At 68.5% G+C, this 23,674-nt stretch carries 19 protein-coding genes; 11 read left to right on the top strand and 8 right to left on the bottom strand.

The window, feature by feature from the left end:
• The first annotated feature begins 47 nt into the window (after positions 1–47).
• Positions 48–2,417, top strand: coding sequence for a penicillin acylase family protein (locus tag SOM39_RS16175; protein WP_320458904.1), 2,370 nt, complete (start codon positions 48–50; stop codon positions 2,415–2,417).
• A gap of 52 nt (positions 2,418–2,469) precedes the next feature.
• Here SOM39_RS16175 and SOM39_RS16170 read toward each other — a convergent pair whose 3' ends face one another.
• A complete protein-coding gene (locus SOM39_RS16170) occupies positions 2,470–3,864 on the bottom strand; it encodes a cation:proton antiporter (protein WP_320458903.1) in 1,395 nt (464 codons plus the stop codon).
• A gap of 99 nt (positions 3,865–3,963) precedes the next feature.
• Positions 3,964–5,658 (bottom strand): asparagine synthase B, encoded by a 1,695-nt coding sequence (asnB, locus tag SOM39_RS16165; RefSeq protein ID WP_320458902.1) that lies wholly within the window; start codon positions 5,656–5,658, stop codon positions 3,964–3,966.
• A gap of 327 nt (positions 5,659–5,985) precedes the next feature.
• Between asnB and SOM39_RS16160 the strand changes: the two genes are divergently transcribed.
• Entirely contained in the window at positions 5,986–6,858 is an 873-nt protein-coding gene (locus SOM39_RS16160; protein ID WP_320458901.1) for a tetratricopeptide repeat protein, read from the top strand.
• A gap of 72 nt (positions 6,859–6,930) precedes the next feature.
• The gene (locus tag SOM39_RS16155) at positions 6,931–7,614 is read left to right on the top strand and encodes a pentapeptide repeat-containing protein (protein WP_068854595.1); all 684 of its coding nucleotides are present in this window, start codon (positions 6,931–6,933) and stop codon (positions 7,612–7,614) included.
• 137 nt (positions 7,615–7,751) lie between these two features.
• On the opposite strand, the gene dapE is transcribed toward SOM39_RS16155, so the two are convergent.
• From dapE to map, 6 genes are all read right to left on the bottom strand, one after another.
• Positions 7,752–8,897, bottom strand: coding sequence for a succinyl-diaminopimelate desuccinylase (gene dapE / locus SOM39_RS16150; RefSeq protein WP_320458900.1), 1,146 nt, complete (start codon positions 8,895–8,897; stop codon positions 7,752–7,754).
• Positions 8,894–9,256, bottom strand: coding sequence for an arsenate reductase (locus SOM39_RS16145; protein WP_320458899.1), 363 nt, complete (start codon positions 9,254–9,256; stop codon positions 8,894–8,896). The genes dapE and SOM39_RS16145 overlap by 4 nt, the downstream gene beginning before the upstream one ends.
• Before the next feature lie 13 nt (positions 9,257–9,269).
• Positions 9,270–10,973 carry a hypothetical protein gene (locus tag SOM39_RS16140; protein WP_320458898.1) on the bottom strand — a complete coding sequence of 568 codons (1,704 nt, stop codon included), beginning with the start codon at positions 10,971–10,973 and terminating at the stop codon, positions 9,270–9,272.
• Positions 10,974–11,132: 159 nt separating this feature from the next.
• Positions 11,133–12,185 (bottom strand): 2,3,4,5-tetrahydropyridine-2,6-dicarboxylate N-succinyltransferase, encoded by a 1,053-nt coding sequence (gene dapD, locus SOM39_RS16135; protein WP_320458897.1) that lies wholly within the window; start codon positions 12,183–12,185, stop codon positions 11,133–11,135.
• Entirely contained in the window at positions 12,185–14,824 is a 2,640-nt protein-coding gene (locus tag SOM39_RS16130; protein ID WP_320458896.1) for a [protein-PII] uridylyltransferase, read from the bottom strand. Before SOM39_RS16130 ends, dapD begins: the two co-directional genes overlap by 1 nt.
• Before the next feature lie 2 nt (positions 14,825–14,826).
• Positions 14,827–15,600, bottom strand: coding sequence for a type I methionyl aminopeptidase (map, locus tag SOM39_RS16125; RefSeq protein ID WP_210131471.1), 774 nt, complete (start codon positions 15,598–15,600; stop codon positions 14,827–14,829).
• Between the two features lie 259 nt (positions 15,601–15,859).
• Between map and SOM39_RS16120 the strand changes: the two genes are divergently transcribed.
• From SOM39_RS16120 to tsf, 8 genes are all read left to right on the top strand, one after another.
• Entirely contained in the window at positions 15,860–16,393 is a 534-nt protein-coding gene (locus SOM39_RS16120; protein WP_068850508.1) for a Csu type fimbrial protein, read from the top strand.
• 7 nt (positions 16,394–16,400) lie between these two features.
• On the top strand, positions 16,401–17,156 hold the full coding sequence (locus tag SOM39_RS16115; RefSeq protein ID WP_320458895.1) for a molecular chaperone: 756 nt from the start codon (positions 16,401–16,403) through the stop codon (positions 17,154–17,156).
• A gap of 46 nt (positions 17,157–17,202) precedes the next feature.
• A complete protein-coding gene (locus SOM39_RS16110; protein WP_320458917.1) occupies positions 17,203–19,536 on the top strand; it encodes a fimbria/pilus outer membrane usher protein in 2,334 nt (777 codons plus the stop codon).
• 2 nt (positions 19,537–19,538) lie between these two features.
• On the top strand, positions 19,539–20,573 hold the full coding sequence (locus SOM39_RS16105; RefSeq protein ID WP_320458916.1) for a spore coat U domain-containing protein: 1,035 nt from the start codon (positions 19,539–19,541) through the stop codon (positions 20,571–20,573).
• Positions 20,574–20,637: 64 nt separating this feature from the next.
• The gene (locus SOM39_RS16100) at positions 20,638–20,907 is read left to right on the top strand and encodes a hypothetical protein (protein ID WP_068850497.1); all 270 of its coding nucleotides are present in this window, start codon (positions 20,638–20,640) and stop codon (positions 20,905–20,907) included.
• Positions 20,886–21,602, top strand: a complete 717-nt coding sequence (locus SOM39_RS16095) for a fimbrial biogenesis chaperone (RefSeq protein WP_184127265.1) — start codon at positions 20,886–20,888, stop codon at positions 21,600–21,602. Before SOM39_RS16100 ends, SOM39_RS16095 begins: the two co-directional genes overlap by 22 nt.
• Before the next feature lie 213 nt (positions 21,603–21,815).
• Entirely contained in the window at positions 21,816–22,622 is an 807-nt protein-coding gene (gene rpsB / locus SOM39_RS16090; RefSeq protein ID WP_068850494.1) for a 30S ribosomal protein S2, read from the top strand.
• Between the two features lie 126 nt (positions 22,623–22,748).
• Complete coding sequence (gene tsf / locus SOM39_RS16085) at positions 22,749–23,627, top strand: translation elongation factor Ts (protein WP_068850491.1); 879 nt, start codon at positions 22,749–22,751, stop codon at positions 23,625–23,627.
• Positions 23,628–23,674: the final 47 nt, after the last annotated feature.

Here is a 23,674-nt window from a genome sequence, read left to right as displayed (position 1 = left end):
AGGCGCAGGTGGGGGCGGCCTGCATGACCTTCTTCGGGGAGTGTGGGATGCGTCGTTGGCTGAAACGGGGTGCGTGGGCGTTCGGGGTGCTGGTCGGGATCGTGGTCGTCGTGATCGGCGTGGCCTGGTTCCTGCTGCGCGGCAGCCTGCCGGCATTGGAAGGCGAACAGTCCGTGGCCGGGTTGCAGGCCAGGGTCAGCGTCAGCCGCGATGCGCTGGGCGTGGTCACCATCGATGCCGGCAGCGAGGCCGATGCGATGCGGGCACTGGGGTTGGTGCATGCGCAGGAGCGCTATTTCGAGATGGACCTGATGCGCCGCGCGGCGGCCGGCGAGCTGTCCGAGCTGTTCGGTCCGGCTGCCGTGCCCACCGACCAGCGCATGCGGGTGCATCGCCTGCGTGCCCGCACCGATGCGCACCTTGCACAGGCGCTGGGCGAGCGCCCGCAGGTGGTGCAGGCCTACGTGGAAGGCGTCAACCGCGGCCTGGGCAGCCTGCGCGTGCGCCCTTGGCCGTACCTGCTGCTGCGCCAGCAGCCGACCGCATGGACCGCCACCGATTCGGTGCTGGCCGGGCTGGCCATGTACGCGGACCTGCAGGACCCCACCAACGAGAACGAGCTGGCCATGCGCCGGATCCGTGAGGTGGAACCACCGGCGCTGTACGCGCTGCTCAGCCACGACGGCAGCGAATGGGATGCGCCCTTGTTCGGCGAGGCGCGTGGGAATGCGCTGTTGCCGCCCGCCGATGCGCTCCAATTGCGTAACGACCAACGGTCGGTATCCACCGCGCATGAAGGCACCAGCGAACGCGCCGGGCAGGACGTGCATGGCAGCAACAACTTCGCGGTGGCCGGCGCATTGACTGCCGATGGCCGCGCGATCCTCGCCGACGACATGCACCTGGGCCTGCGCGCGCCGAACCTGTGGTTCCGGGTACGCCTGCGCTACCCCGACCCCGCCGCACCGGACGGCCAGGTGGATGTCAGCGGCTTCTCGCTGCCCGGGTTGCCGGCGATCGTGGTCGGCAGCAACGGCCATGTGGCCTGGGGCTTCACCAACAGCTACATCGACAACGCCGACTTCATGCCTGTCGCCGCAGGCGCGGAAGGCGTCCAGGTGCACGAAGAGCGCATCCGGGTGGCCGGCGGGGCCGACGTAAGCCTGCGCGTGCGCGAAACCGCGTGGGGCCCGATCCTGCGCGAGCGCGCCGATGGCAGCGGCGAAGCGCTGCGCTGGACCGCACAGTTGCCGGGCGCGGTCAGCATGGCGTTCGCCGACATGGCGCGGGCCGGTGACCTCGACGATGCGCTGAAGATCGCTGACCGCGCCGGCATTCCCACCCAGAACCTGTTGCTGGCCGACGCGAAGGGCCGCATCGCGTGGCGGTTGATCGGCGCCCGCCCGGATCGCGCGGCGGACTGCCCGCCCAGCGGCTTCACCACCGTCGCACCGGCCCATTGCGCGCCGTGGGCGATCCGCAGCGACCAGTCGCCTGCCCTGGTAGATCCGCCCAGCCAGCGGCTGTGGACCGCCAACGGCCGCGTGCTGGATGGCGCCGACCTGGCAGTGGCCGGCAACGCCGGCTACGACCTGGGCGCGCGTGGGCGGCAGATCCGCGACGACCTCAACGCGAAGCAGCGTTTCAGCGAACGCGACCTGCTGGCGATCCAGCTGGACGACCGCGCGGTATTCCTTGAACGCTGGTGGACCCTGCTGCGGCAGGTGGTCGAATACAGCGATGACCCGGCATTGAAGCGCCTGGAGGCAGCCAGCCGGCAGTGGGAAGGCCACGCGTCGGCCGAGGCGGTGAGCTACCGGATCGCACGCGGCTTCCGCAGCAAGGTGCAGGACATCATCACCACTGCGCTGCTCGCGCCGGCGAAGCAATCGCTGGGCGAAGACTACCTGGAGCCGAAGCTGGCGCAGGTCGAGGGTGTTCTTTGGCCGCTGGTGAGCGAACAGCCCGCGCATCTCCTGCCGGCACCGTACGCGGACTGGAACGCGCTGCTGGCCGATGCGGCGCGGCAGGCGGAGACCGAGCTGGCGGAAAAGGGAGCGGACCTCTCCAGGCGCACCTGGGGTGAGCGCAACACGGCGGCCATCTGCCACCCGATCAGCCGCGCCCTGCCCGCCTTCGCCCGGCCGTGGCTGTGCATGCCGGCCGATGCGCTGCCCGGCGACAGCAACCTGCCACGCGTGCAGGGCCCGTCCTTCGGTGCCTCGCAACGCATGGTGGTATCGCCCGGGCATGAAGCCGACGGGATCATCCACATGCCCGGCGGCCAGAGCGGCCATCCGCTGTCGCCGTTCTGGGGCGCAGGCCACGAAGATTGGGTGCACGGCAGGCCGACGCCGTTCCTGCCGGGCAAGGTGCGTTACACGCTGGTGCTGGAGCCCGGCAAGGAAGCGGACTGACAGTCCGCTCTACACCGTCGCGCACGCCGTCGCGCGTACCGCCATCCGGTGGTTACGCGCGCACCTTCCAGCGCTCCATCCAGCTCAGCAACGGTCCGGTCATGGCGGTGGTCACCAGCGCCATGATCACCAGCACCGCGAACAGGCGGTCGCCGAGGAAGCCCAGCTCGTAGCCCAGGTTGAGCACGATCAGCTCCATCAGGCCGCGCGTGTTCATCAGCGCGCCCAGCTTCCAGGCCTCGTGGTTGCCCATGCCTGCGCTGCGCGCGGCGCTCCAGGTGCCGAACAGCTTGCCCAGCGTGGCCACCGCGATCACCACCGCGCACAGCAGCAGGTCGCTGCCCTGCAGCGCATCGGCGCGCATGCGCAGGCCGGTCATGGCGAAGAACAACGGCAGCAGCAGGGTGACCGCGAACGGCTCGACCCGGGCGATCAACAACCCGCGCAGCTGCGCATTCGACGAGACGGCGACGCCGGCGGCAAACGCGCCGAACAGCGCATGGATGCCCAGCACTTCGGTAACCAGTGCACTGCCCAGCGACAGCAGCAGCATGCCCAGCAGCCAGCGGCCTTCGCTGCCCGGTTGGATCACCTGGCGCGAGAACCAGGGTTTGACCACGCCCAGCATCAGCGCGATGAACACCACCACGCACAGCAGGCTCAGGCTGGCCGGCGCCCAGCCGGTGGCCTGGGCGGCGGCCACGATCAGGGCCAGCAGGCACCATGCGGTGGCATCGCCGAGCGCCGCGCAGGCAATCGCGGTCTGCCCCAGCGGGGTCTGGGTGATGCCACGGTCCGCGAGGATGCGCAGAAGCACCGGGAACGCGGTGATGCTCAGCGAAATACCCACGAACAGCGCGAAGGCGGTGAAGCCCACGCCCTGCGGCCCGTGTTCGGGATACAGCCAGATCGCCAGCAGCACGCCCAGCACGAACGGCACGGCAATGCCGGCATGGCTGACGGTGAAGGCGAAACGGCGGCGGCCCCGCAGCCCGCCCAGGTCGAGCTCGGCACCGGCCACCAGCAGGAACATCAGCACGCCCAGCTGGCTGAGCATGCCCAGCGGGCCGAGCGAGCTGGCCGGGAACAGCGCCCCGTGCAGGCCCGGCAGCAGGCTGCCCAGCACCAGCGGGCCCATCATCAGGCCGGCGGCCATTTCGCCGATCACCGCCGGCTGGCCCAGCCGCTTCAACAGCGCGCCCGCGCCCTTGGCGACCACCAGCAGCACCAGCAGCTGCAGCAGGAACAGGCCCAACGGCGAGGCCAGGTGGTGGGCCCAGTCGCTGCCCACCACCGGTTCGGCCTTGGCGGCCACGGCCGGCAGCTCGGGTCCGGCATAACGCGCCAGCGCCAGGCCGATGACCAGCGGAATCCCGGCCCAGGCCAGGTAATGCCAACCCCACTTCATCCGCGGCACGCTGCCTCCGGTCTGTACGTCCATGAACATTCCCCAATGCATGAAGGGGGAATGTTACCCGGTAGCGCCGGCCGTTGGCCGGCCCACATGAACGCTGCGACCGTTGCCAGGGCCGGCCAACGGCCGGCGCTACCCCGCCAAGGCTTGCTCATGCACACCCGCAACGGCGCGGCCGGACGGGTCGGCCATGCTGGCGAAACTGGCGTCCCAGGCGATCGCGGCCGGCGACGAACAGGCGATCGACTTGCCGCCGGGCACGGTTTCGGCCGCGGCCTGGGTCGGGAAGTACTGCTCGAACACGTGGCGGTAGTAATACGCCTCCTTGGTCTGCGGCGGGTTGTGCACGAAGCGCTTGTCCGCTGCGGCCATCACCCGGTCGCTGATCTGGGCGTCGGCGTGCGCCTTGAGCCCATCGATCCAGCCATAGCCCACGCCATCGCTGAACTGCTCTTTCTGCCGCCACAGGATCGAATCCGGCAGGTAGCCTTCGAACGCCTCGCGCAGCACCGCTTTCTCGATCCGGCGCGCGCCACCGGCACCCGGCCCGACCATCTTGTGCTTCGCATCGATGCGCATCGCCACGTCGAGGAATTCGCGGTCCAGGAACGGCACGCGCGGCTCCACGCCCCAGGCCATCATCGATTTGTTGGCGCGCAGGCAGTCGTAGTTGTTCAGCGCATCCAGCTTGCGCACCAGCTCTTCGTGGAATTCGCGGGCGTTGGGCGCTTTGTGGAAGTACAGGTAGCCGCCGAAGATTTCGTCGCTGCCTTCACCGGAGAGCACCATCTTTACGCCCATCGCCTTGATCCGTCGCGCCAGCAGGAACATCGGGGTGGAGGCGCGGATGGTGGTGACGTCGTAGGTTTCCACGTGGCGGATCACGTCGGGCAGTGCATCCAGCCCTTCTTCGAAGGTGTACTCGAAACCGTGGTGGACCGTGCCGAGCGCTTCGGCGGCGATGGCAGCGGCGGCCAGGTCGGGCGAACCCTTCAGGCCGATGGCGAACGAATGCAGGCGCGGCCACCAGGCCTCGCTCTGGTCGCCATCTTCGATGCGATGGCGGGCATAGCGTGCAGCCACGGCGGCTACCAGCGAGGAATCAAGACCGCCGGACAGCAGCACGCCGTAGGGCACGTCGGTCATCAGCTGGCGGTGCACGGCGCGCTCGAACGCTTCACGCAGTGCAACGCGATCAGCGTCGACGCCTTCCACCGCGTCATAGTCGCGCCACGGGCGCTCGTAGTAGCGGGTGAGCGTGTCGGTCGCGCTGTCATACCAGTGGCCGGGCGGGAACTGCGCGGCGTCGGCGCAGGTATCCACCAGCGATTTCAGTTCGGAGGCCACCAGCAGGCGGCCGTCCTTGTCGTGGCCCCAGTACAGCGGCACCACGCCGATCGGATCGCGCGCGATGAGCACGCGCTTCTGGGTCCGATCCCACAGCGCGAACGCGAAGATGCCGTTGAGGCGGTTCAGGTACGACGCCGGGGTGTCCTGCTGGTACAGCGCGTTGATCACCTCGCAGTCCGAGCCGGTCTGGAACGCATACGGCTGGGCCAGTTCGGCCTTGAGTTCGCGGTGGTTGTAGATCTCGCCGTTGACCGCCAGGGCCAGGCTGCCGTCGTCGGACAGCAGCGGCTGCGAGCCGCCGGCCGGGTCGACGATGGCCAGCCGCTCATGGACCAGGATGGCACCGTCATCGACGTATACCCCGCTCCAGTCCGGGCCGCGATGGCGCTGGCGTTGCGACAGGTCCAACGCGTGGCGGCGCAGCGCGGTGAGGTCATCGCCGGCCTGCAGGCCGAACATTCCGAAGATCGAACACATGGGAAGCTCCTGATGATGGGGGAATACACGTAATGCCTGCATTCGACCGGCCAGAAACAAAAAAACCCGCATCGGCCGATGCGGGTTTTCTGGGGTCCGGGCGTATGTTGCTTGTTCTAGCCCTGGTCGCAGTCCCGCATTGGCCGCGCACGATTATTCGCGCGCAGGTTATTGCGGTTGTTGGTGGTGACGGCGGTGGCCAGGAGCGTGGACATGGATCGACCGTACCGTTGTTCTGGCCGTGGCGCAACTGTTGCGGGCGCAACCGATTCAGCCCCTGACGTGCCCCGGCCCGGATAATCCACGCCTGCCTCCTGGAACTCACGGATGAATCCCCTTCGTTTCCGCCTGTCGCTTTCCGCGCTGGCGCTGCTGGCGCTGGCCGCCTGCACCACCGCCCCCAACCGCCCGACCAGCGATGCCGAAGTGAAGTGGCTCACTGCCGCCGAGCGCGGCGACATCGAGGGCATGCTGGAGCTGGCCGAACGTTACGAACGCTGGAACGACCGCCGGGCGCTGGACTGGTATGAGCGCGCTGCCGCCGCCACGCCCTGGAGTTTCCGCAATACCATTGCGGAAGAAGCGCTGGGGCGGATCTGGGCCAGCGGTGCGATGTATACCGGACGTCGCCCTGAAGACACGTCGCCCCCGGTGCTGCGCGCGTCGCCGCGCAGGGCCGGGCGCTGGTACCTCGCCGCGGCCAACCACGGCAGTCCGGGCGCGATGCTGTCGCTTGCAAAATTCGAACGCGAACGTGGCCACGCGGCCGCGGCACTGCGCTGGGACCTGCGCGCCACGGTTTACCAGCGCTATTCGACCAGCAGTTCGGGCCTGCCCGCCGCGATTGCCCCGCAGGCCGGTGCACTGCACCCGCTGGTGGTCGACATCCAGCGGCGCGCGGCGCGCGGCGATGCCCAGGCCCAGGTGGATCTGGGCGCGCTTTACGAAAGGGGCATGGGCCTGGGCATCGAACGCGACCCTGCGATGGCGCTGCAGTGGTACCGCAAGGCCGCCCAGCAGGGCAACGTGTTCGGCCAGTACTTCACGGGCCTGCTCCTGGGCCGTGCGCCGCCGGGGGTGCCGCGGGATGAGGCGGCGGCCGCCGGATGGTTTGCCAAGGCCGAGGCACAGAAGTTCTTCCTGGCCGGTGAATCGTATTGGCGCAAGGGCATCCAACCGGCGTTCTGGACGTTTGATTGAACCGGGCTGTACACACTCGCCGGCGACCTTCAAGTCTGCCGGCGGGCGCGCGCTTCGCCCAGAATGGGCGGCATGAGTACCGCCACGTTCCGTGATGAAACCCTCTCCCGCGCCCGCATGCAGGCCATCGTCGCCGCGCATCCGCGTGCGGCCGTGTTCGAGGACTGCCGCTTCGACAATGCCGATTTCTCGCGGCTGGACATGGACGGTTTCCAGTTCACGCGCTGCTCGGTAGCGGGCACGTCCTGGCTGGCCGCCTCGCTGGAGGAAAGCCGCTGGGAAAAATGCCGCGGCGGCGAGTGCGATTTCAGCTCGGCGCTGCTCAGCGATGCGGTGTTTTCGCACTGCGATCTGAACAACAGCCACTGGCGCCGCGCCACGCTGTCATCGGTCCGGTTCGAGGATTGCAAGCTGACCGGCGCGCACCTGCAGGAAGTGACCGGCTGGGCGTTGGAGTTTCGCGACTGCCTTCTGGTCAGTGCGGACCTGCGTGGGCTGTCGTTCCGCAAGGCCACGCTGCAGGGGATGGATTTTTCCGATGCGGAGCTGTCCGGCTGCGATTTCCGCGATGCCGTGTTCGAGGGCGGCAGCCTGCGCAACGCGCAGATTCGCCTGACCCGCTTCGACGGCGCCGACCTGCGCGGTGCTGATATCACCGGGCTCAACGTGATGGACAGCAAACATTTCAAGAAGGCGGTGATTTCACCGCGCCAGGCAGGCGCAGCGCTGGCCGCGTTTGGATTGATCGTGGCCTGATGCCGGCGGAGCCGAAGGTAGCGCCGAGGGTAGAGCCGACTGTTAGTCGGCTGCCGGCCGCTGCGGGGACCTTGGATCTGCGCGTAGAGCAGCCGACTAACAGTCGGCTCTACCTTCGGCGCGCGTAGAGCAGCCGACTAACAGTCGGCTCTACCTTCGGTGAGAAGGCGCTCGATCAGGCACCGGTACAGTTCCGGCAGCTTCTCCAGGTCGGCCACCGACACGTTCTCGTCCACCTGGTGGATGCTGGCGTTGACCGGCCCCACTTCGATGCACTGTGCGCCCAGCGGTGCGATGAAGCGCGCGTCCGAGGTGCCGCCGCCGGTGCTCTCTTCCGGCGCAGCGCCGGCGAATTCGCCCAGCACCTCGCGGGCTACCCCGCGCAGGGTACCTTCGGGGGTGTAGAACGGTTCGCCACTGCGGTGCCACTTCAGCCGGTACTCCAGGCCATGCCGGTCCAGCAGCGCGGTGATCTCCTGCTCCAGTTTCGGCGCGTTCCAGAGCGGGTTGTAGCGCAGGTTGAACAGCACCTGCAGCTCGCCGGGAATCACGTTGTTGGCGCCGGTGCCGGCGTGGATGTTGGACACCTGCAGGCTGGTCGGCGGGAAGCTTTCGAAGCCATCATCCCAATGCCGCGCGGTCAACTCGGACAGCGCCGCAGCGGCCAGGTGGATCGGATTGCGCGCCTTGTGCGGGTACGCCACGTGACCCTGCACGCCCTGAACGGTCAGCGTGCCCGACAGGCTGCCGCGCCGGCCAACCCGCAGCAGGTCGCCGAGCACGGCGGTGGAGGACGGCTCGCCGGTGATGCACCAGTCGATCTTCTGGCCGCGCTCGCGGAACAGCTCTGCGACCCGGCGCACGCCGTCGATGGCATCGCCTTCTTCATCGCTGGTCAGCAGCACTGCCAGCGTGCCGGGGTGGTCCGGATGGGCGGCCACGAACTGCTCGGCGGCCACCACGAACGCGGCCACGCTACCCTTCATGTCGGCCGCGCCGCGCCCATACAGCACGCCGTCGCGGATCTGCGGATCGAACGGATCGCTGGTCCACGCCTCGACCGGTCCACTCGGCACCACGTCGGTATGGCCCAGCAGCACCAGCACCGGGGCGCCCTGCCCGTGCGTGGCCCACAGGTTGTCGACCTCGCCCAGGCGCAGGTGTTCGCAGGTGAAGCCGGCCTGCTGCAGGCGCCCGGCCAGCAGCGCCTGGCAACCGGCATCCTCCGGCGTCACCGACGGCCGGGCGATCAGGTCGCAGGTCAGTGCAACAACGTCGTTCATGCGCCCACTCCGAACCGCTGCTTGAACCCGTTGTCGGAAAAGCCCTGGGTCATCACGCCGTCCGCGCTCACGACGACCGGACGCTTGATCAGCTGCGGGTACTCGCGCAGCAGCAGCTTCCACTCCGCGTCGGAGGCCGCCGCCTTGCGGTTCTCAGGCAGCTGCCGCCAGGTCGTGGAGGAACGGTTGACCAGCGCCGGGAACCCACCGGCCTGGGCCGCCCAGTCCAGCAGCGTTTCCGGGCTGGGTTTGACGTCGCGGTAGTCGACGAAGGTGTACGGCACCTGGAAGCGGTCCAGCCACTTGCTGGCCTTCCTGCAGGTATCGCAGTTCTTCAATCCGTAAACGGTGGTGGTCATTGCCGACAGTGGGTCATGGGTACTGGCTTCCAGTATAGCCCTGCCCTGCCGAGGCTCCGGCATCCAGGTCAGACGATGCATCGTACTTGTTGAGTTCGGTGAGCAGGGAGCGCTGCCACGACGACAGGCCGGAGTCGAACGGCACGTCGGTCCCCATCAGCGGGCGTCCTTCCCGATCCACCAGCAGCGCCAGCTGCGAGGACAGGAAGCCACGCATGCTGGACAGTTGCCACCGGTACTGCGGAGCATCGAACGGATCGGCCGCATACAGGCGCATGCACACCGCGTCCATGTCCAGCAGCATCTGCACGCGGGAGGCGTCGTTCAAGGCGGTCCGCCCCGCCTCGATCGAAACGATCAATGCGTTGGTGGCCGATACCGCGTCTTCGCGGTCGAAGCGGTCTGCGTCCTCGGCGAGCCGGACCAGATCGCCGGCGGCCTGGCTGAACCGGGCCAGCGCACTGGGGGGTTCCAAGTGGGTAATCTCGGTGGACCGCGGCCGGCGCACTGGTGTTGCGACGAACGGTGCGGGGACGGGATACGCCTGCTCTGTGAATGTCGCCACGCCGCTGCCCCGCTGCACCACGTTGGCAAAGCTGCGGCCATTGGCCGGGTTGTCGGCGACCTGGCGCGGCGCCTCCTGCAGCGTCAACCGCGACTGCACCCATTCCGGCTGCTGCGTCAGCCACCGGCAGTAGTAATGCGTGGCATAGGCCAGGTAGTCCCGGAGCTGCTTGTCCTGGCCCAGGCCGCGGTAGTCGCCATCGCGCTGGTCCCATATCCGCCGCGACGGCTGGCGGGCTTCCTCGATGATCGGCTTGAGCACGCGCGCTGCGTTGATCTGCAGCGCGTTGCCCTGGACCAGGCGCCCGCGGCCCCGGCTCAGCTGCGCCAGCCGCCGCAGGTACTGCACACCGTATTTGGCCACCAGGGCCAGGGTCCGGCTTTCCCACCCCAGCAGAAGATCCGGCTGCGCCTCCAGCAGCGACGGCACGGTCAACAACAGGCTGTCGGCGGCGGGGCGTGGCAGGGTCGCGCCCTGCGGTCGCGTCATCAGATGCTCGGACGCGCGCAGCGCGCTGACCAGACCGAAGGCCAGCGTCGCACCCTCGATGGCGTGGATCGGATGCTGCCGCAGCAGGGTTTCGAAGATCGGGGCCAGGTGGTCGGTGATCGTCGCGCTGCAGCAGCGTTGCAGAGGCGGATGGTTGATGAGCTCCCCCAGGTGGAACATCATCACACTGGCGTTTTCCAGGGTGAACTCCTGGCGGGCCCGGATCGTTTCAACGCAGCGCTGGGTCGCGCGCAGCAGACGATTTCCATCGCAGGGCGGCCCGGACGTACGGCGCACCTGCTGGCACAGGATGTTGAGCGCCTTGCCGATGTAGATGTTGGAGGCGCGTTGTTCGTCTTCGGTGTCGCCAAAGCCGACGCTGCCGGACATCACGCGCGCGATCGTATCCAGGTCCGCGTCGATCGTGGACAGATCACCGTGCTTCACGATCTTCTGATACAGCGCTGAAATGACGTAGTCGGCCTGCGTAAGGCGCACGCCATATTCGCCGGCAGGCACGTTGGGCATGCCGGCGAAGCCCGGAAGGTTGTAAATGCCAGTCGGTAGAATCGCGTTGTCGACCGTTGCACGATCCGCAGCGACCTGCGGCAGCGGTTGAATCGGATAGCGGATCACCGACACCGCATTGCTGACGTTTTCCACGGAAGCGCCTTCTGCCTGGGGAAGCGCAGCATAGGCACGCGAGCACGGGCGGTGGGCAATGCGTGCGTCAAGCTGTGACCGGCTTTGCGAAGCCGCACCACAGCTCGCGGTGAAAGCGTCATCGGGGCATCCTGACGATGCCCCGATTGCGTCACCGCATCAGTCGGCCAGGCCGCGCAGCAGCTCGTTGACGCTGGTCTTGCTGCGGGTCTTGGCGTCGACCTGCTTGACGATGACCGCGCAGTACAGCGAGTGCGAGCCGTCCTTGGACGGCAGCTGGCCGGACACCACCACGCTGTACGGCGGCACCGAGCCGTAGCTGATCTCGCCGGTGGCGCGGTTGTACACGCGGGTGCTCTGGCCCAGGAACACGCCCATGCCGATCACGCTGTGGTGGCCGACCACGAAGCCTTCCACCACTTCCGAACGTGCACCGATGAAGCAATGGTCTTCGATGATGGTCGGGCTGGCCTGCAGCGGTTCGAGCACGCCGCCGATGCCGGCACCGCCGGACAGGTGGCAGTGCTTGCCGATCTGCGCGCACGAGCCCACCGTGGCCCAGGTATCGACCATGGTGCCTTCGCCGACGTAGGCGCCGATGTTGGTGAAGCTCGGCATCAGCACCACGTCCTTGCCGAAGTAGCTGCCGCGGCGCGCGATGGCACCGGGCACCACGCGCACGCCGGCCCGGCGGAACTTGGCCTCGTCGAAACCGGCGAAGCGCGATTCCACCTTGTCCCAGAACGGCGCCGGGCGCGCGTCGACCACCGCCATGTCATTCACGCGGAAGTACAGCAGCACCGCCTTCTTCAGCCACTCGTTGACCTTCCAGCCACCGTGGCCATCCGGCTCGGCCACGCGGAACTCGCCGGTTTCCAGGCCATCGATGACGCGGCCGACCAGCGGCTTGGTCGAGCCTTCGATTTCATGCAGGGTCAGCGTGGCGCGGCGCTCGAAGGCGCTTTCGATGCCGAACTTGAGTTCTTCCACGCCCGGGGTGGCCGGCTTGCGCAGCGACTTGCGCGCGATGTTCTCGGCGCGCTTGGCCGCCGTTTCCGCAGCACTGCTGGCCGCGGTCTTCTTGACCGGCGCCTTCTTCACGGCCGGCGCGGCTTTCTTCGCAGCGGTCTTCTTCACGACCGGGGCAGCGGCAACGGTCTTCTTGGCCGCCGCGGTCTTGGCGGCAGTCTTCTTGGCAGGCTTGGTGGCCATCAGTGGGGGTCTCCGGCGTTTCGATCAGGGTCCAGGCAGCGCAGCATGGCGTCATGCAGCTGCTGCCGGGCGGTTTCGGTCAGGGGGTGGTCGTGCTCATCGCTGATCACGAACATGTCTTCGGCGCGTTCGCCGAAGGTGGCAATGCGCGCGTCATGCACGCGCAGGCCCTGGTTGCGCAGTACGAAGGCGACATCGGCAAGCAGCCCGGGGCGGTCGGGTGCGACCAGGCTGAAGCGGGTGCCTCCGGTGTCGTTGTCGTTGGCATCGCGGAATTCGATGCGCGGGGCGAAGCGGAAATGGCGCAGCTGGCGTGGCACCACCCGCCGCGACGGACGCAGCCGCGACAGGTCGCCGGCCAGCGCCTCGCGCAGCGCCGCTTCCAGCCGCGGTGCATCGCCATCGGCGAAGCTGTCGGCCGGGGTCACTTCGAAGGTATCGAAAATGGTGTCCACCGGGCCATCCAGCACGCGTGCCCGGTGGATGCCATAGCCCTTGCGGTCCAGGGTCATCACGATCGCAGCGAACAGGCCGTCGCGGTCGGGCGAGTGCACGAACACTTCCAGCGCATCGTCGTCGGGGGTGATCCGGCGCACCTTGACCAGGGTCTGGCCCTGCTTGACCGGCACCAGCGCGGCGGCCTGCCAGGCCAGCTGCTCGGGGCGCAGGCGGATGAAGCTCTCATCCGGCATCACGGTGAACTGGCGGTCGATGGTGGCGTCGTCGTAGCCGCGCTCGCGCACCAGCGCGCGCACGCTCTCGCGCGCCTCCAGCACGCGCTCGGCGGCCGGCATCTGGTTTTCCAGGCCATCGCGCAGCGCCCGGCGCGCGGCGAAGTACAGGTCGGCCAGCAGCCGATCCTTCCACGCATTCCACAGCTTGGGGCTGGTGCCGGCGATGTCGGCGCAGGTCAGCAGGTACAGGTAGTCGAGGCGGTCGCGGCTGGCCACGAGCGTGGCGAAGCGGTGGATCACGTCCGGGTCGGAGATGTCCTGCTTCTGCGCGGTGACCGACATGCGCAGGTGCTGCTCGACCAGCCAGGCCACCAGGTCGGTATCGGAACCGCTCAGCGCATGCGCCTGGCAGAAGTCGCGGGCATCCACCGCGCCGAGTTCGGAATGGTCGCCGCCGCGGCCCTTGGCGATGTCATGGAACAGCCCGGCCAGCAGCAGCAGTTCCGGCTTGCGCAGCCGCGGCCAGACCTCGTGGGCGATGGAGAAGCGCTCGTCGGCGCGGCTGGTGGCGAACAGGCCGATGTTCCGCAGCACCATCAAGGTGTGCTGGTCGACGGTGTAGACGTGGAACAGGTCGAACTGCATGCGCCCGGACACCTGGGCGAAGGCGGGAATCCACTGTCCCAGTACGCCCAGGCGGGCCATGCGTGCCAGCGTATCCACCGCGCGCGGGCTGCGCAGCAGGGTCATGAACTGTTCGCGCGCGGCAGTGCTGGCCTCGGTGTACGCCGGCAGCTCGGCCAGCGCTTCGGCCAAGGCCCGCGCGGTGAGCGAGTGCAGACCACGCACGTCGGGGTTGTAGGCCCAGCTGGAGAACAGCGCGAACACCTGCTCGATATCGCCCTGCGGCCACTGCGGGTCGTTGGCGGCCAGGTAGCCGCGGCGCAAGGAAAAGCCCACGCTGACCGGTTCGGGCACGGCCTCCCCGTCGAACTGTTCTTCGAAGCGCTGCAGCAGGCGGTCGCTGATCCGCCGCACCACGGTGGCGCTGCGGTAGAAGCCCTGCATCATCTTCTCGACCGCCAGGCTCTCCACGTCGTCGGCAAAGCCGAGCCGCGCGGCCAGGGTCTTCTGGTAATCGAAGCGCAGGCGCTCTTCCGGGCGGTTGGCCACCAGGTGCAGGCCGAACCGCAGCTGCGCCAGCGCGCAGCGCTCACGGCGCAGTGCAACGGCTTCATCGGGGCCGAGGTGTCCCAGCCCGACCAGCGCTTCCAGCTCGCGCACGCCGAACGCGCGCAGTGCCATCCAGCCCAGCGTATTGAGATCGCGCAACCCGCCCGGACCATCCTTGATGTCCGGTTCCAGGTTGTCGGCGGTGTCGCCGAATCGCTGGTGGCGGGCCAGCAGTTCGTCGCGCTTGGCCAGGAAGAATTCGCGCGGCGGCCACAGGCCCTCGCGGTTGACGGCCTGCTTCAGCGCCTGGCGTGACGCTTCGTCGGCCACCAGCGGGCGCGATTCGATCAAGGCGGTGAGCACGGTCTGGTCGGCGCTGGCCTGCACGCATTCCTGTGCCGACCGCACTGCATGACTGACCGGCAGGCCGCAATCCCACAGCAGCGCGAACAGGCGGGCCAAGGCCGCTTCATGCCGACGCTGCGCCTCGGGCGCGCCGAGCACCAGCAGGTCGATGTCCGAGCGCGGGAACAGCTCACCGCGCCCGTAGCCGCCCACCGCAAACAGCGCCAGCCCGGCATCGGCCGGCACGCAGCGCTGCCAGGCCAGCCGGATCAGATGGTCGGCAGCGCGGGCGCGCAGCGCCAGCAGACGCTCGATGTTGTCGTTCTGGTCAAAGCGCCGGTACAGGCGCGCGTCGGCCTGCTGCAGGGTCTGGCGAGCCTCCGCCGCCCACTCGGGGTCGGCGACGGCGTCGGCCGGCGCGTCCAGGGTCGGGCTCGCCGGCAACATGCTCAGACCTGCGATTCGCCGGGCGAGAGGGTCAGCACATCCACGCCGGTCTCGGTGACCGCGATCATGTGCTCCCACTGCGCCGACAGCTTGCGGTCCTTGGTGACCACGGTCCAGCCATCGGGAAGCACCTTGTTGTAGCGGGTGCCTTCATTGATCATCGGCTCGATGGTGAAGGTCATGCCCGGCTGCAGTACCAGTCCCTGGCCCGGACGCCCGTAGTGCACCACCTGCGGTTCGTCGTGGTAGACCTTGCCGATGCCATGCCCGCAGTACTCGCGGACCACGCTGAAGCGCTCGGCTTCGGCCAGCGACTGGATCGCGTGGCCGATGTCGCCCAGCGTCGCGCCCGGCTTCACCGCACGGATACCGGCCCACATGGCCGCGTAGGTCGTGTCGACCAGGCGCTTGGCCATCGTCGATGGCGTGCCGGCGTAGTACATGCGGCTGGTATCGCCGTGCCAGCCGTCCTTGATCACGGTGACATCGATGTTGACGATGTCGCCGTCCTTCAGGACCTTGGCTTCGCTGGGGATGCCGTGGCAGATGACGTTGTTGACCGATGTGCAGACCGTCTTCGGGAAGCCACGGTAGCCGACGTTGGCCGGCGTGGCCTTCTGCACGTTGATGATGTGGTCGTGGCAGATGCGGTCCAGCTCTTCGGTCGTCACGCCCGGCTTGACGTACGGGGTGACGATGTCGAGCACTTCGCTGGCCAGGCGGCCGGCGACGCGCATCAGTTCGATTTCCTCGGGGGTTTTCAGATTCACGCTCATGGCGCCCATTATCGCCGATCCGGGGCCATTCTGAACGGGAAGGGCTGGAACGCTGACAGCCCACGTTCGGGTCGAAGCCCCACAGCGGCAGGGCTTGGGCGGGCTGGGAACGGAAAAACTGTGAAAACCGGCCAGTTTTCCTCACACCCCCCCTACAACATCGCTTTTATAAGGGGGTCAGCGCCGCCCCTGGCGCCCTCCCCCTGCAGTACGCCGGCATCGATTCGTTCATCCAGGACCCCCGTCCAAGGAGAAGACCATGCGATTCCTTCGCGCCCCGCGTCCCCTGCTGTTCAGCCTTGGCCTGGTGGCCCTGGCCTCGCCCGCCATGGCGGCCGACACCACCACCTTCAACGTGCGCATCATCATCACCAAGGCCTGCACGATCACGGCGGCCGCCGCGACCGATGTCGATTTCGGCACGGCGCTGTCCACCGCCACCACCCCGTCCAACGCCCAGGGCTCGGTCACCGCGCAGTGCTCGGCGCTGACGCCGTACACCATCGCGCTGAATGCCGGCTCCAACGCCGCGACCGCCAATGACGTCACCACCAGGCGCATGCGCAACACCGATGCGGCGGTGACCACCAACAACTTCGTCGGCTACCAGCTGTATTCCGATGCGGGCCGTGCAAACGTCTGGGGCGCGACCACCGGCACCAACACGGTGGCCGGCACCGGCACCGGCCTGGCGCAGGCGTACCCGATCTATGGCCAGGTGGCCAATCCCAGCGTGAACAACGCCGCCACCGGTACCTACCAGGACACGGTCACCGCCACCATCTCGTACTGAGGCCGCCATGTCAGCACTCGAACGGGGGCGCGTACCGCGCTCCACGGCGGCTGTCTGCGCCTGTGCATTGCTGGTAGTGCTTGGCATGCCTGGCCTGCGGGCCGCCAGCCTGCAGGTTGCGCCTACCTCGCTGCAGCTCAGCGCCCGCCAGAACGCCGAAGCGCTGTGGGTCAGCAACAGCGGGTCGGCCCCGGTAAGCGTGCAGGCCCGCGTATTCCGCTGGACCCAGCGCGACGGCCGCGACCAGCTCGACCCCACCTCAGACCTGGTGGTCAGCCCGCCCATGCAGTCGCTCGCGGCCGGACAGCAGCAGCTGATCCGCGTCGTGCGCGCCCAGCCGGAAGCGCCCGACGCACAGCTGTCGTACCGGGTCATCGTCGACGAGGTGCCCACGCTGGACCCCAACCGCCAGGGCATGCAGTTCGTGCTGCGCTACTCGCTGCCGGTGTTCATCCAGCCCGATGGCAGCGCCGCAGGCAAGCCCGACCTGCAGAGCGCCGTGCGTGTCCAACCCGACGGCAAGGTGATGCTGGAAGTGCACAACCGTGGCGATGGCTATGCGCAACTGGCCGATCTGGCGGTAGGTCCGCTGGATCGCCCGCAGGTCTTCCAGCCCGGCCTGATCGGCTACGTGCTCAGCGGCCAGACCATGCGTTGGCCGCTGGATATTCCTGCGACGCGGCTGGCCGGGGCCACGCTATCGGCGAAGATCAATGGCGGCGCGCAAGCCACGCCCCTGTCCCCGACGCCACCGGCTCGCTGAGGCCTGCGTGCGCGTCGCCCTGGCTGCCGGCGCGGTCTCGTCTGGAATGCCGGGCGCACCGGCATGGGCGGCCGAACTGCCTGCCGCCAGCGCCGAACCGGGGGCCGCCGATGATGTGATGCTGCCGGCGCCCACGCCCTTGACCGCACCGCAGACCCTGTACCTGGACGTCACCCTCAACGGCAGCCCCCGCGGCCTGCTGCCGTTCACCGAACTGGCGGGACAGCTGCGCGCCGACCCGCCCGTGCTGCGCCAGCTCGGCTTCGCCGCGCCTGACGGCGCGCCGGTTGCACTGGACCAGCTCAGCGGGCTGGTGATGCGCTACGACGCCTCCCTGCAAACGCTGGCGCTGGAAATCCCCCTCGAACAGCTCAACCTGCCGGTCACCGAAGTGGGGGCCGCCACCCAGAGCACCCCGACGGCCAGTGCCTCGCCAGGCGCCCTGCTCAACTATGACGTCTATGCCACCCACAACCAGGACGCCGGCAACCTGGCGCTCACCACCGAATGGCGGGTGTTCGGCATGGGCCGCGGCGTGCTGCGCAGCAGCCAGCTGCTGCGCACCTACCAGGATGGCCATAGCGACTGGCGCGGTGAAAGCGTGCGCCTGGACAGTGCGTGGCAACTGGATTTTCCCGACAACGCATTGACCCTGACCGTCGGTGACTTCTTCAGCGGCTTCGTCGACTGGAGCCGCCCGGTGCGGATGGGCGGCATCCAGATCGGGCGCAACTACGGCCTGCAGCCCTACCGCGTGCTCACCCCCACCCCGAGCTTCCTGGGCGAGGCCGTGGTGCCGTCCAACGTCGAGCTCTATGTCGACGGCCTTCGCCAGTACAACGGCGAGGTACCGGTGGGGCCGTTCCAGCTGGCCGCGCAGCCGGGCATCAGCGGCACCGGCAATGCGCAGGTGGTGATCACCGATGCCTACGGCCGCATGCAGACCCTGGATTTTGCCTTCTATGGCACGCAGCAGCTGCTGGCTGAAGGCCTCTCGGACTGGTCCGCTGGCGTGGGCCGGATGCGTCGCGATTACGGCATCCGCTCGTTCGCCTACGACAGTGCCACCGTGGGCAGCGCCACCTGGCGGCGCGGGGTCAGCAACCGCTTCACCGCCGAACTGCATGCCGAAGGCGGCGGCGGCGTGGCCAGCGCCGGCGCGGGCGGCTGGTGGCAGCTGGGCCAGGCCGGGGTCGTCAACGCGTCCTATGCGCACAGCCGCAGGGACGGTCTGCAGGGAGGCCAGTGGGCGCTGGGGTACAGCTGGAACAACCGGGTGTTCAACCTCAATGCGGCCACCCGCCGCACGCATGGCGACTTCCAGGACCTGGGCAGCCTGCAGGGTGCGCTGCCACCGGACGTGACCGACCAGGTCACCGCCGGTGCCAGCCTGGGCCGGCTGGGCTCGCTGAGCGCCAGCTACCTGCGCCTGTCCTACCCCGATGGCGATGACCGCCGCTACGCCAGCGTGTTCTGGAACCGCACGTTCTCCGAACGCTGGTCGGCCTACGCCTCGTTCAACCAGAACCTGGACGACAACGCCGACCGCAGCGTGTACCTGTCGGTGTCGGCCAGCCTGGGCAACAACCGCCAGAGCAACCTGGCCGCCCAGCGCAATGGCGACCGTAACCTGTACACGGTGGATGTATCCCAGCCGGTGCCCGGCGATGGCAGCCAGGGCGGTTACGGCTGGCGGGTGCAGGCCCGGCAGGGCGATGACGGCACCGGGGGGCTGGTCGAAGCCGGCTGGTTGAACCGGGTGGGCCGCTACTCGCTGGGCGCGGCGCGCCAGGGCGATGCCAACTTCGCCTATGCCAACGCCAGCGGCAGCGTGGTCTGGATGGGGGGGCACCTGTTCGCCGCACGCGAGGTACCCGACGCGTTCGCGGTGGTCTCCACCAACGGCGTGGGCGGCGTACCGGTCCGCCTGGAAAACCGGGTGATCGGGGTGACCGACGACGACGGCATGCTGCTGGTCACCCCGCTGCTGTCCTGGCAGCGCAACCGGATTTCGATCGACACCCTGGAGCTGCCGGCCGACATGCGTGCCGACCGCGTGGACACGCTGGTGACGCCGCGGCAGAGCGCCGGGCTGGGGGTCAGTTTCGGACTGCGCCGCACCCGCGCCATCACACTGGTCCTGCACGACGCGCAGGACCGGCCCGTGCCCGCCGGCAGCCAGGTGCGGCTGCCGGACCAGCGCAGCGCTACGGTGGGCTACGACGGCGAGGTCTACCTGGAAGATCTGCCGGCCCAGGCAGTGCTGCAGGTGGACACCGATGACGGGCGCTGCGAAGTGCGCGTGCCGGTCAGCCCGGCGCCGGGCAGCGCCGCGCTGCGGCTGGGGCCGCTGCGCTGCGTGGCCGGAGCCGGGCCATGAGCCTGCGCCTGCTGCTGGGGGGGTTGCTGGCACTGGCCGGGCTAGTGGGCGCCGGCGTGGCCCGCGCCGACACCACCTGCACCACCACCACCCCGGTCACGGCCGCCTTCGGCAACGTCGGCAACGCCGCCGCTGCGCCCAGCTTCACCACCACCACGTTCACCATCACCTGCAACACCGCCGCGCTGAGCCTGCTGGCAACGGCGTCGGTACGCGCCTGCATCGGCATCGGCGTGGGCAGCACCGGCGTGGCCATTTCACCGCTGCGGCGGATGACCAACACCACCGCAGATCCGCTCAGCTTCCAGCTGTTCACCAGCGCCGCCTACAGCACCATATGGGGTCTGACCCCCGGCACCTCGCCCGGGCCGCAGGTGGTGGACCTGAACTACTCGGTGCCCCTGCTCACCGGCGGCAGCGGCGCGGTCACCGTGACCATCTACGGTCGCATCCCAGCCAGCCAGACGCTGGCGGCCGGCAGTTACAGCACCGCGTTCAACGGTGCCGACGTCCGCCTGGAATATGCCTACAACGAGGTCCTGCTGGGCACGGCCACCGCGCCGGCGGCGTGCACCACGGCCACCGGCGTCAGCGGCCACAAGACCGCCACCGGCGGCTTCCCGTTCACGGTCACCGCCACCGTGCTGCCGCAGTGCAGTGCCTATGTCACTACCGACATGGACTTCGGCACCAGTGCCGGCACGATCACCGCCAACATCGACCGCACGTCGACCATCGGCCTGACCTGCCTCAACCGCACCGCCTACACCATCGCGCTGGACAACGGCCTGTACGCGAACGGCAGCGTGCGGCGCATGCGGCACACCACCAACCCGGCCTTTTTCATTCCCTATGCGCTGTACCGCGAAAGCACCCGCACCCAGCGCTGGGGCAGCACCGCCAACGTGGACCTGGTCTCGGGCACGGGGACCGGCAGCGCCCAGACCCTGACCGTATATGGGCGTGCACCGCCCACGGTCGGCGCAGTGGCCGCCGGCAGCTACAGCGACCAGATCAAGGTGACGATCACCTACTGAGTCGCACCCCTCAAGACCGCCAGCGCCGGGCCGATATCCCAACGACCCCCCGCTGCCGATCCGGATGAACCGACGCCGCCGCGCCCGCCTGGCCACCTGCGTGGCGCTGACCACCCTGCTGTCTGCCGCCAACGCGGCCAATGCGCCGCTGCAGGTCCGCCTGCGGATCGTGGAGGCGTGCGCACTGGACGCAGACGCAGCGCGTGCCAGCTGCCGCAGCGCACACCGACGCAGCGACGAGGAAATCCCGGCCCCGCCCCAGGTGCAGCAGCTGACCCCGGCGGACGAAGACGACGAAGACGCCCGCCGGCCATGGCTCACCCTGACCTTCTGATCCGCGCCTGCCTGCTGCTGGCGCTGCTTGCTCCGGCCGCCGCGCAGGCGCTGGACATTTCCCCGCTGCGGGTTGCGCTGCGCCCGGACCAGCAGGACGCCGAACTGTGGCTGCACAACGAGACGGCGCAGCCGTGGTCGGGCCAGGCGCGGTTGTACCGGTGGGAACAGAGCGCCGACGCCGAACGCCTGACCCCGGCGCAGGACGTGGTGGTGAGCCCGACCCGGCTGGCGCTGGCACCAAACGCCCGGCAGCGGGTACGGGTGGTCCGGATCGGCGCCGCCCCCACCGCTGAACAGGGCTACCGGCTGGTGCTCCGGGCCGGCCCCGCCAGCCCGCCGCTGCAGGTGTCGCTGCCGGTGTTCGTGGCCGGGCCGCAGCCGCGCCCGGCGCCCGCCCTGTCCGCTGACCTTCGCGACGCTGCCGGCCACGCCCTGCTGGCGCTTTACAATGGCGGCACCGGCCACGCGCGGCTGGCGGACCTGACCTTCATTGGCCCCGACGGACGCGCCACGCTGCTGCTCCCCGAGCTGGCCGGCTATGTCCTCGCCGGCAGCACCCGCCTGTGGGCCCTGCCCGGCCCCGCCACAGCCTATGCCGGGGGCCGTTTCCGGGCCCGGATCGGCGACGCGGAACCGGCCGACATCCCGGCCGCCAGCCCGCCAATTGCGCCGGACCGCCGGCCCGGGCTATAATCGACCGGATTTCTTCGCGCCCTGTGCGCAGGAAACCCGTCAACACCGGACGTCACCGGTGAATCCACACCTGCCGCCCATATCCGTGCCGGGGTGCTCCGCGAGGAGTTCGGACACGGAAGCGACAGGGAAGCCAAACCCCGGAACCCCCCGCCTTGCGGCGGACCGCCCTCTATTACCCGCGGCGGCCGGTTCCCTATCAGGAGTATTGCAATGCCCCAGGTCACCATGCGTCAGATGCTGGAAGCCGGCGTCCATTTCGGCCACCAGACCCGTTACTGGAACCCCAAGATGGGCCAGTACATCTTCGGCGCCCGCGGCAAGATCCACATCATCAACCTGGAAAAGACCGTTCCGCTCTTCAATGACGCGATGAACTTCATTTCCAGCGTCGCGCAGAAGCGCGGCACCATCCTGTTCCTGGGCACCAAGCGCAGCGCCCGCGAGTCGATCCGCGAAGAAGCCGAGCGTTGCGGCATGCCGTTCATGAACCAGCGTTGGCTGGGCGGCACCCTGACCAACTTCCGTACCGTGAAGCAGTCGGTTGCCCGCCTGAAGGAACTGGAAGCCGGCGAAACCGACGGCACCTTCGACAAGCTGGTCAAGCACGAAGTGCTGGGCCTGCGTCGCGAGCGTGACAAGCTGGAAGCCTCGCTGGGCGGCATCAAGGAAATGAACCGCCTGCCGGACGCGATCTTCGTCATCGACATCGGCCACGAAGACATCGCCATCAAGGAAGCCAAGAAGCTCGGCATCCCGGTGATCGCTGTCGTCGATACCAACTACAACCCGGAACTGGTCGATTACGCGATCCCGGGCAACGACGACGCCATCCGTGCCGTGCAGCTGTACGCCCGCGCCGCTGCCGACGCCGTGCTGGAAGGCAAGGCTGCTGCTCCGCACGCTGCCACCGTCCGTGAAGAAGAGTTCGCCGACGCCCCGGCTGCCGAAGAAGCCAAGCCGGCCCGCCGCGCTCCGGCCAAGAAGGCTGCTGCCGACAAGGGCGAAGCCCAGGCCTGATCCAGGCCCGCGGTGGGCGCCTGGCGTCCACCGCTCCTGTCCGCTGCCACTGGCGCGATGACAGGATGCTGTCACATGGGCCGGCCACGATGCCGGCCCAACCCCTTTCTTTCGTGAGGAATTCCCGTGGAAATCACTGCTTCCCTGGTCAAGGAACTGCGCGAGCGCACTGGCGCCGGCATGATGGAGTGCAAGAAGGCACTTACCGAAAACGGCGGCGACATCGACGCTTCGGCCGAGTGGCTGCGCAAGTCGGGCCTGGCCAAGGCCGACAAGAAGGCTGACCGCGTTGCTGCCGAAGGCATCATCGTGTCGGCACAGGACGGCAACAAGGCCGTGCTGGTCGAAATCAACTCCGAAACCGACTTCGTCGCCAAGGACAGCAACTTCCTGGACTTCGCCAAGGCCGTTGCATCGGTCGCGCTGAGCTCGGGCGCTGCCGACATCGATGCGCTGAAGGCCGCCAAGCTGCCGTCGGGCGAAACCGTCGAAGAATCCCGCGCTGCGGTCATTGCCAAGGTCGGCGAAAAGGTCGACGTGCGTCGCATCGTCCGCCTGGAATCGTCGAACAACGTCGCGGCCTACGTGCACGGCGGCCGCATCGGCGTGCTGGTTGAACTGGCCGGCGGCGACGCCGAGCTGGCGCGTGGCCTGGCCATGCATGTGGCTGCCATGAACCCGCCGCACAACAAGGCTGCCGACGTGCCGGCCGAGTTCGTTGCCAAGGAAAAGGAAATCGAACTGGCCAAGATGTCCGACAAGGACAAGTCCAAGCCGGCCGACATCCTCGAGAAGATCATCAGCGGCAAGATCGCCAAGATCGTCAACGAAGTCACCCTGTACGGCCAGCCGTACGTGCTGAACACCGACCAGTCCGTCGAGCAGGTGGTCAAGGCCGCCGGCGCCGACGTGATCGGCTTCAAGCGCCTGGCTGTTGGCGAAGGCATCGAGAAGGTGGTGGAAGACTACGCCGCCGAAGTGATGAAGCAGGCCGGCCTGGCCTGATCCATCGCCTCAAGCGATGACACGAAAAAGCCCGGCGCAAGCCGGGC

Origin of the sequence: Stenotrophomonas sp. CFBP8994, assembly GCF_034044835.1 — a bacterium.
Classification (GTDB): Bacteria; Pseudomonadota; Gammaproteobacteria; order Xanthomonadales; family Xanthomonadaceae; genus Stenotrophomonas; species Stenotrophomonas rhizophila_A.
This window is presented reverse-complemented; position numbering and strand designations above follow the sequence as displayed.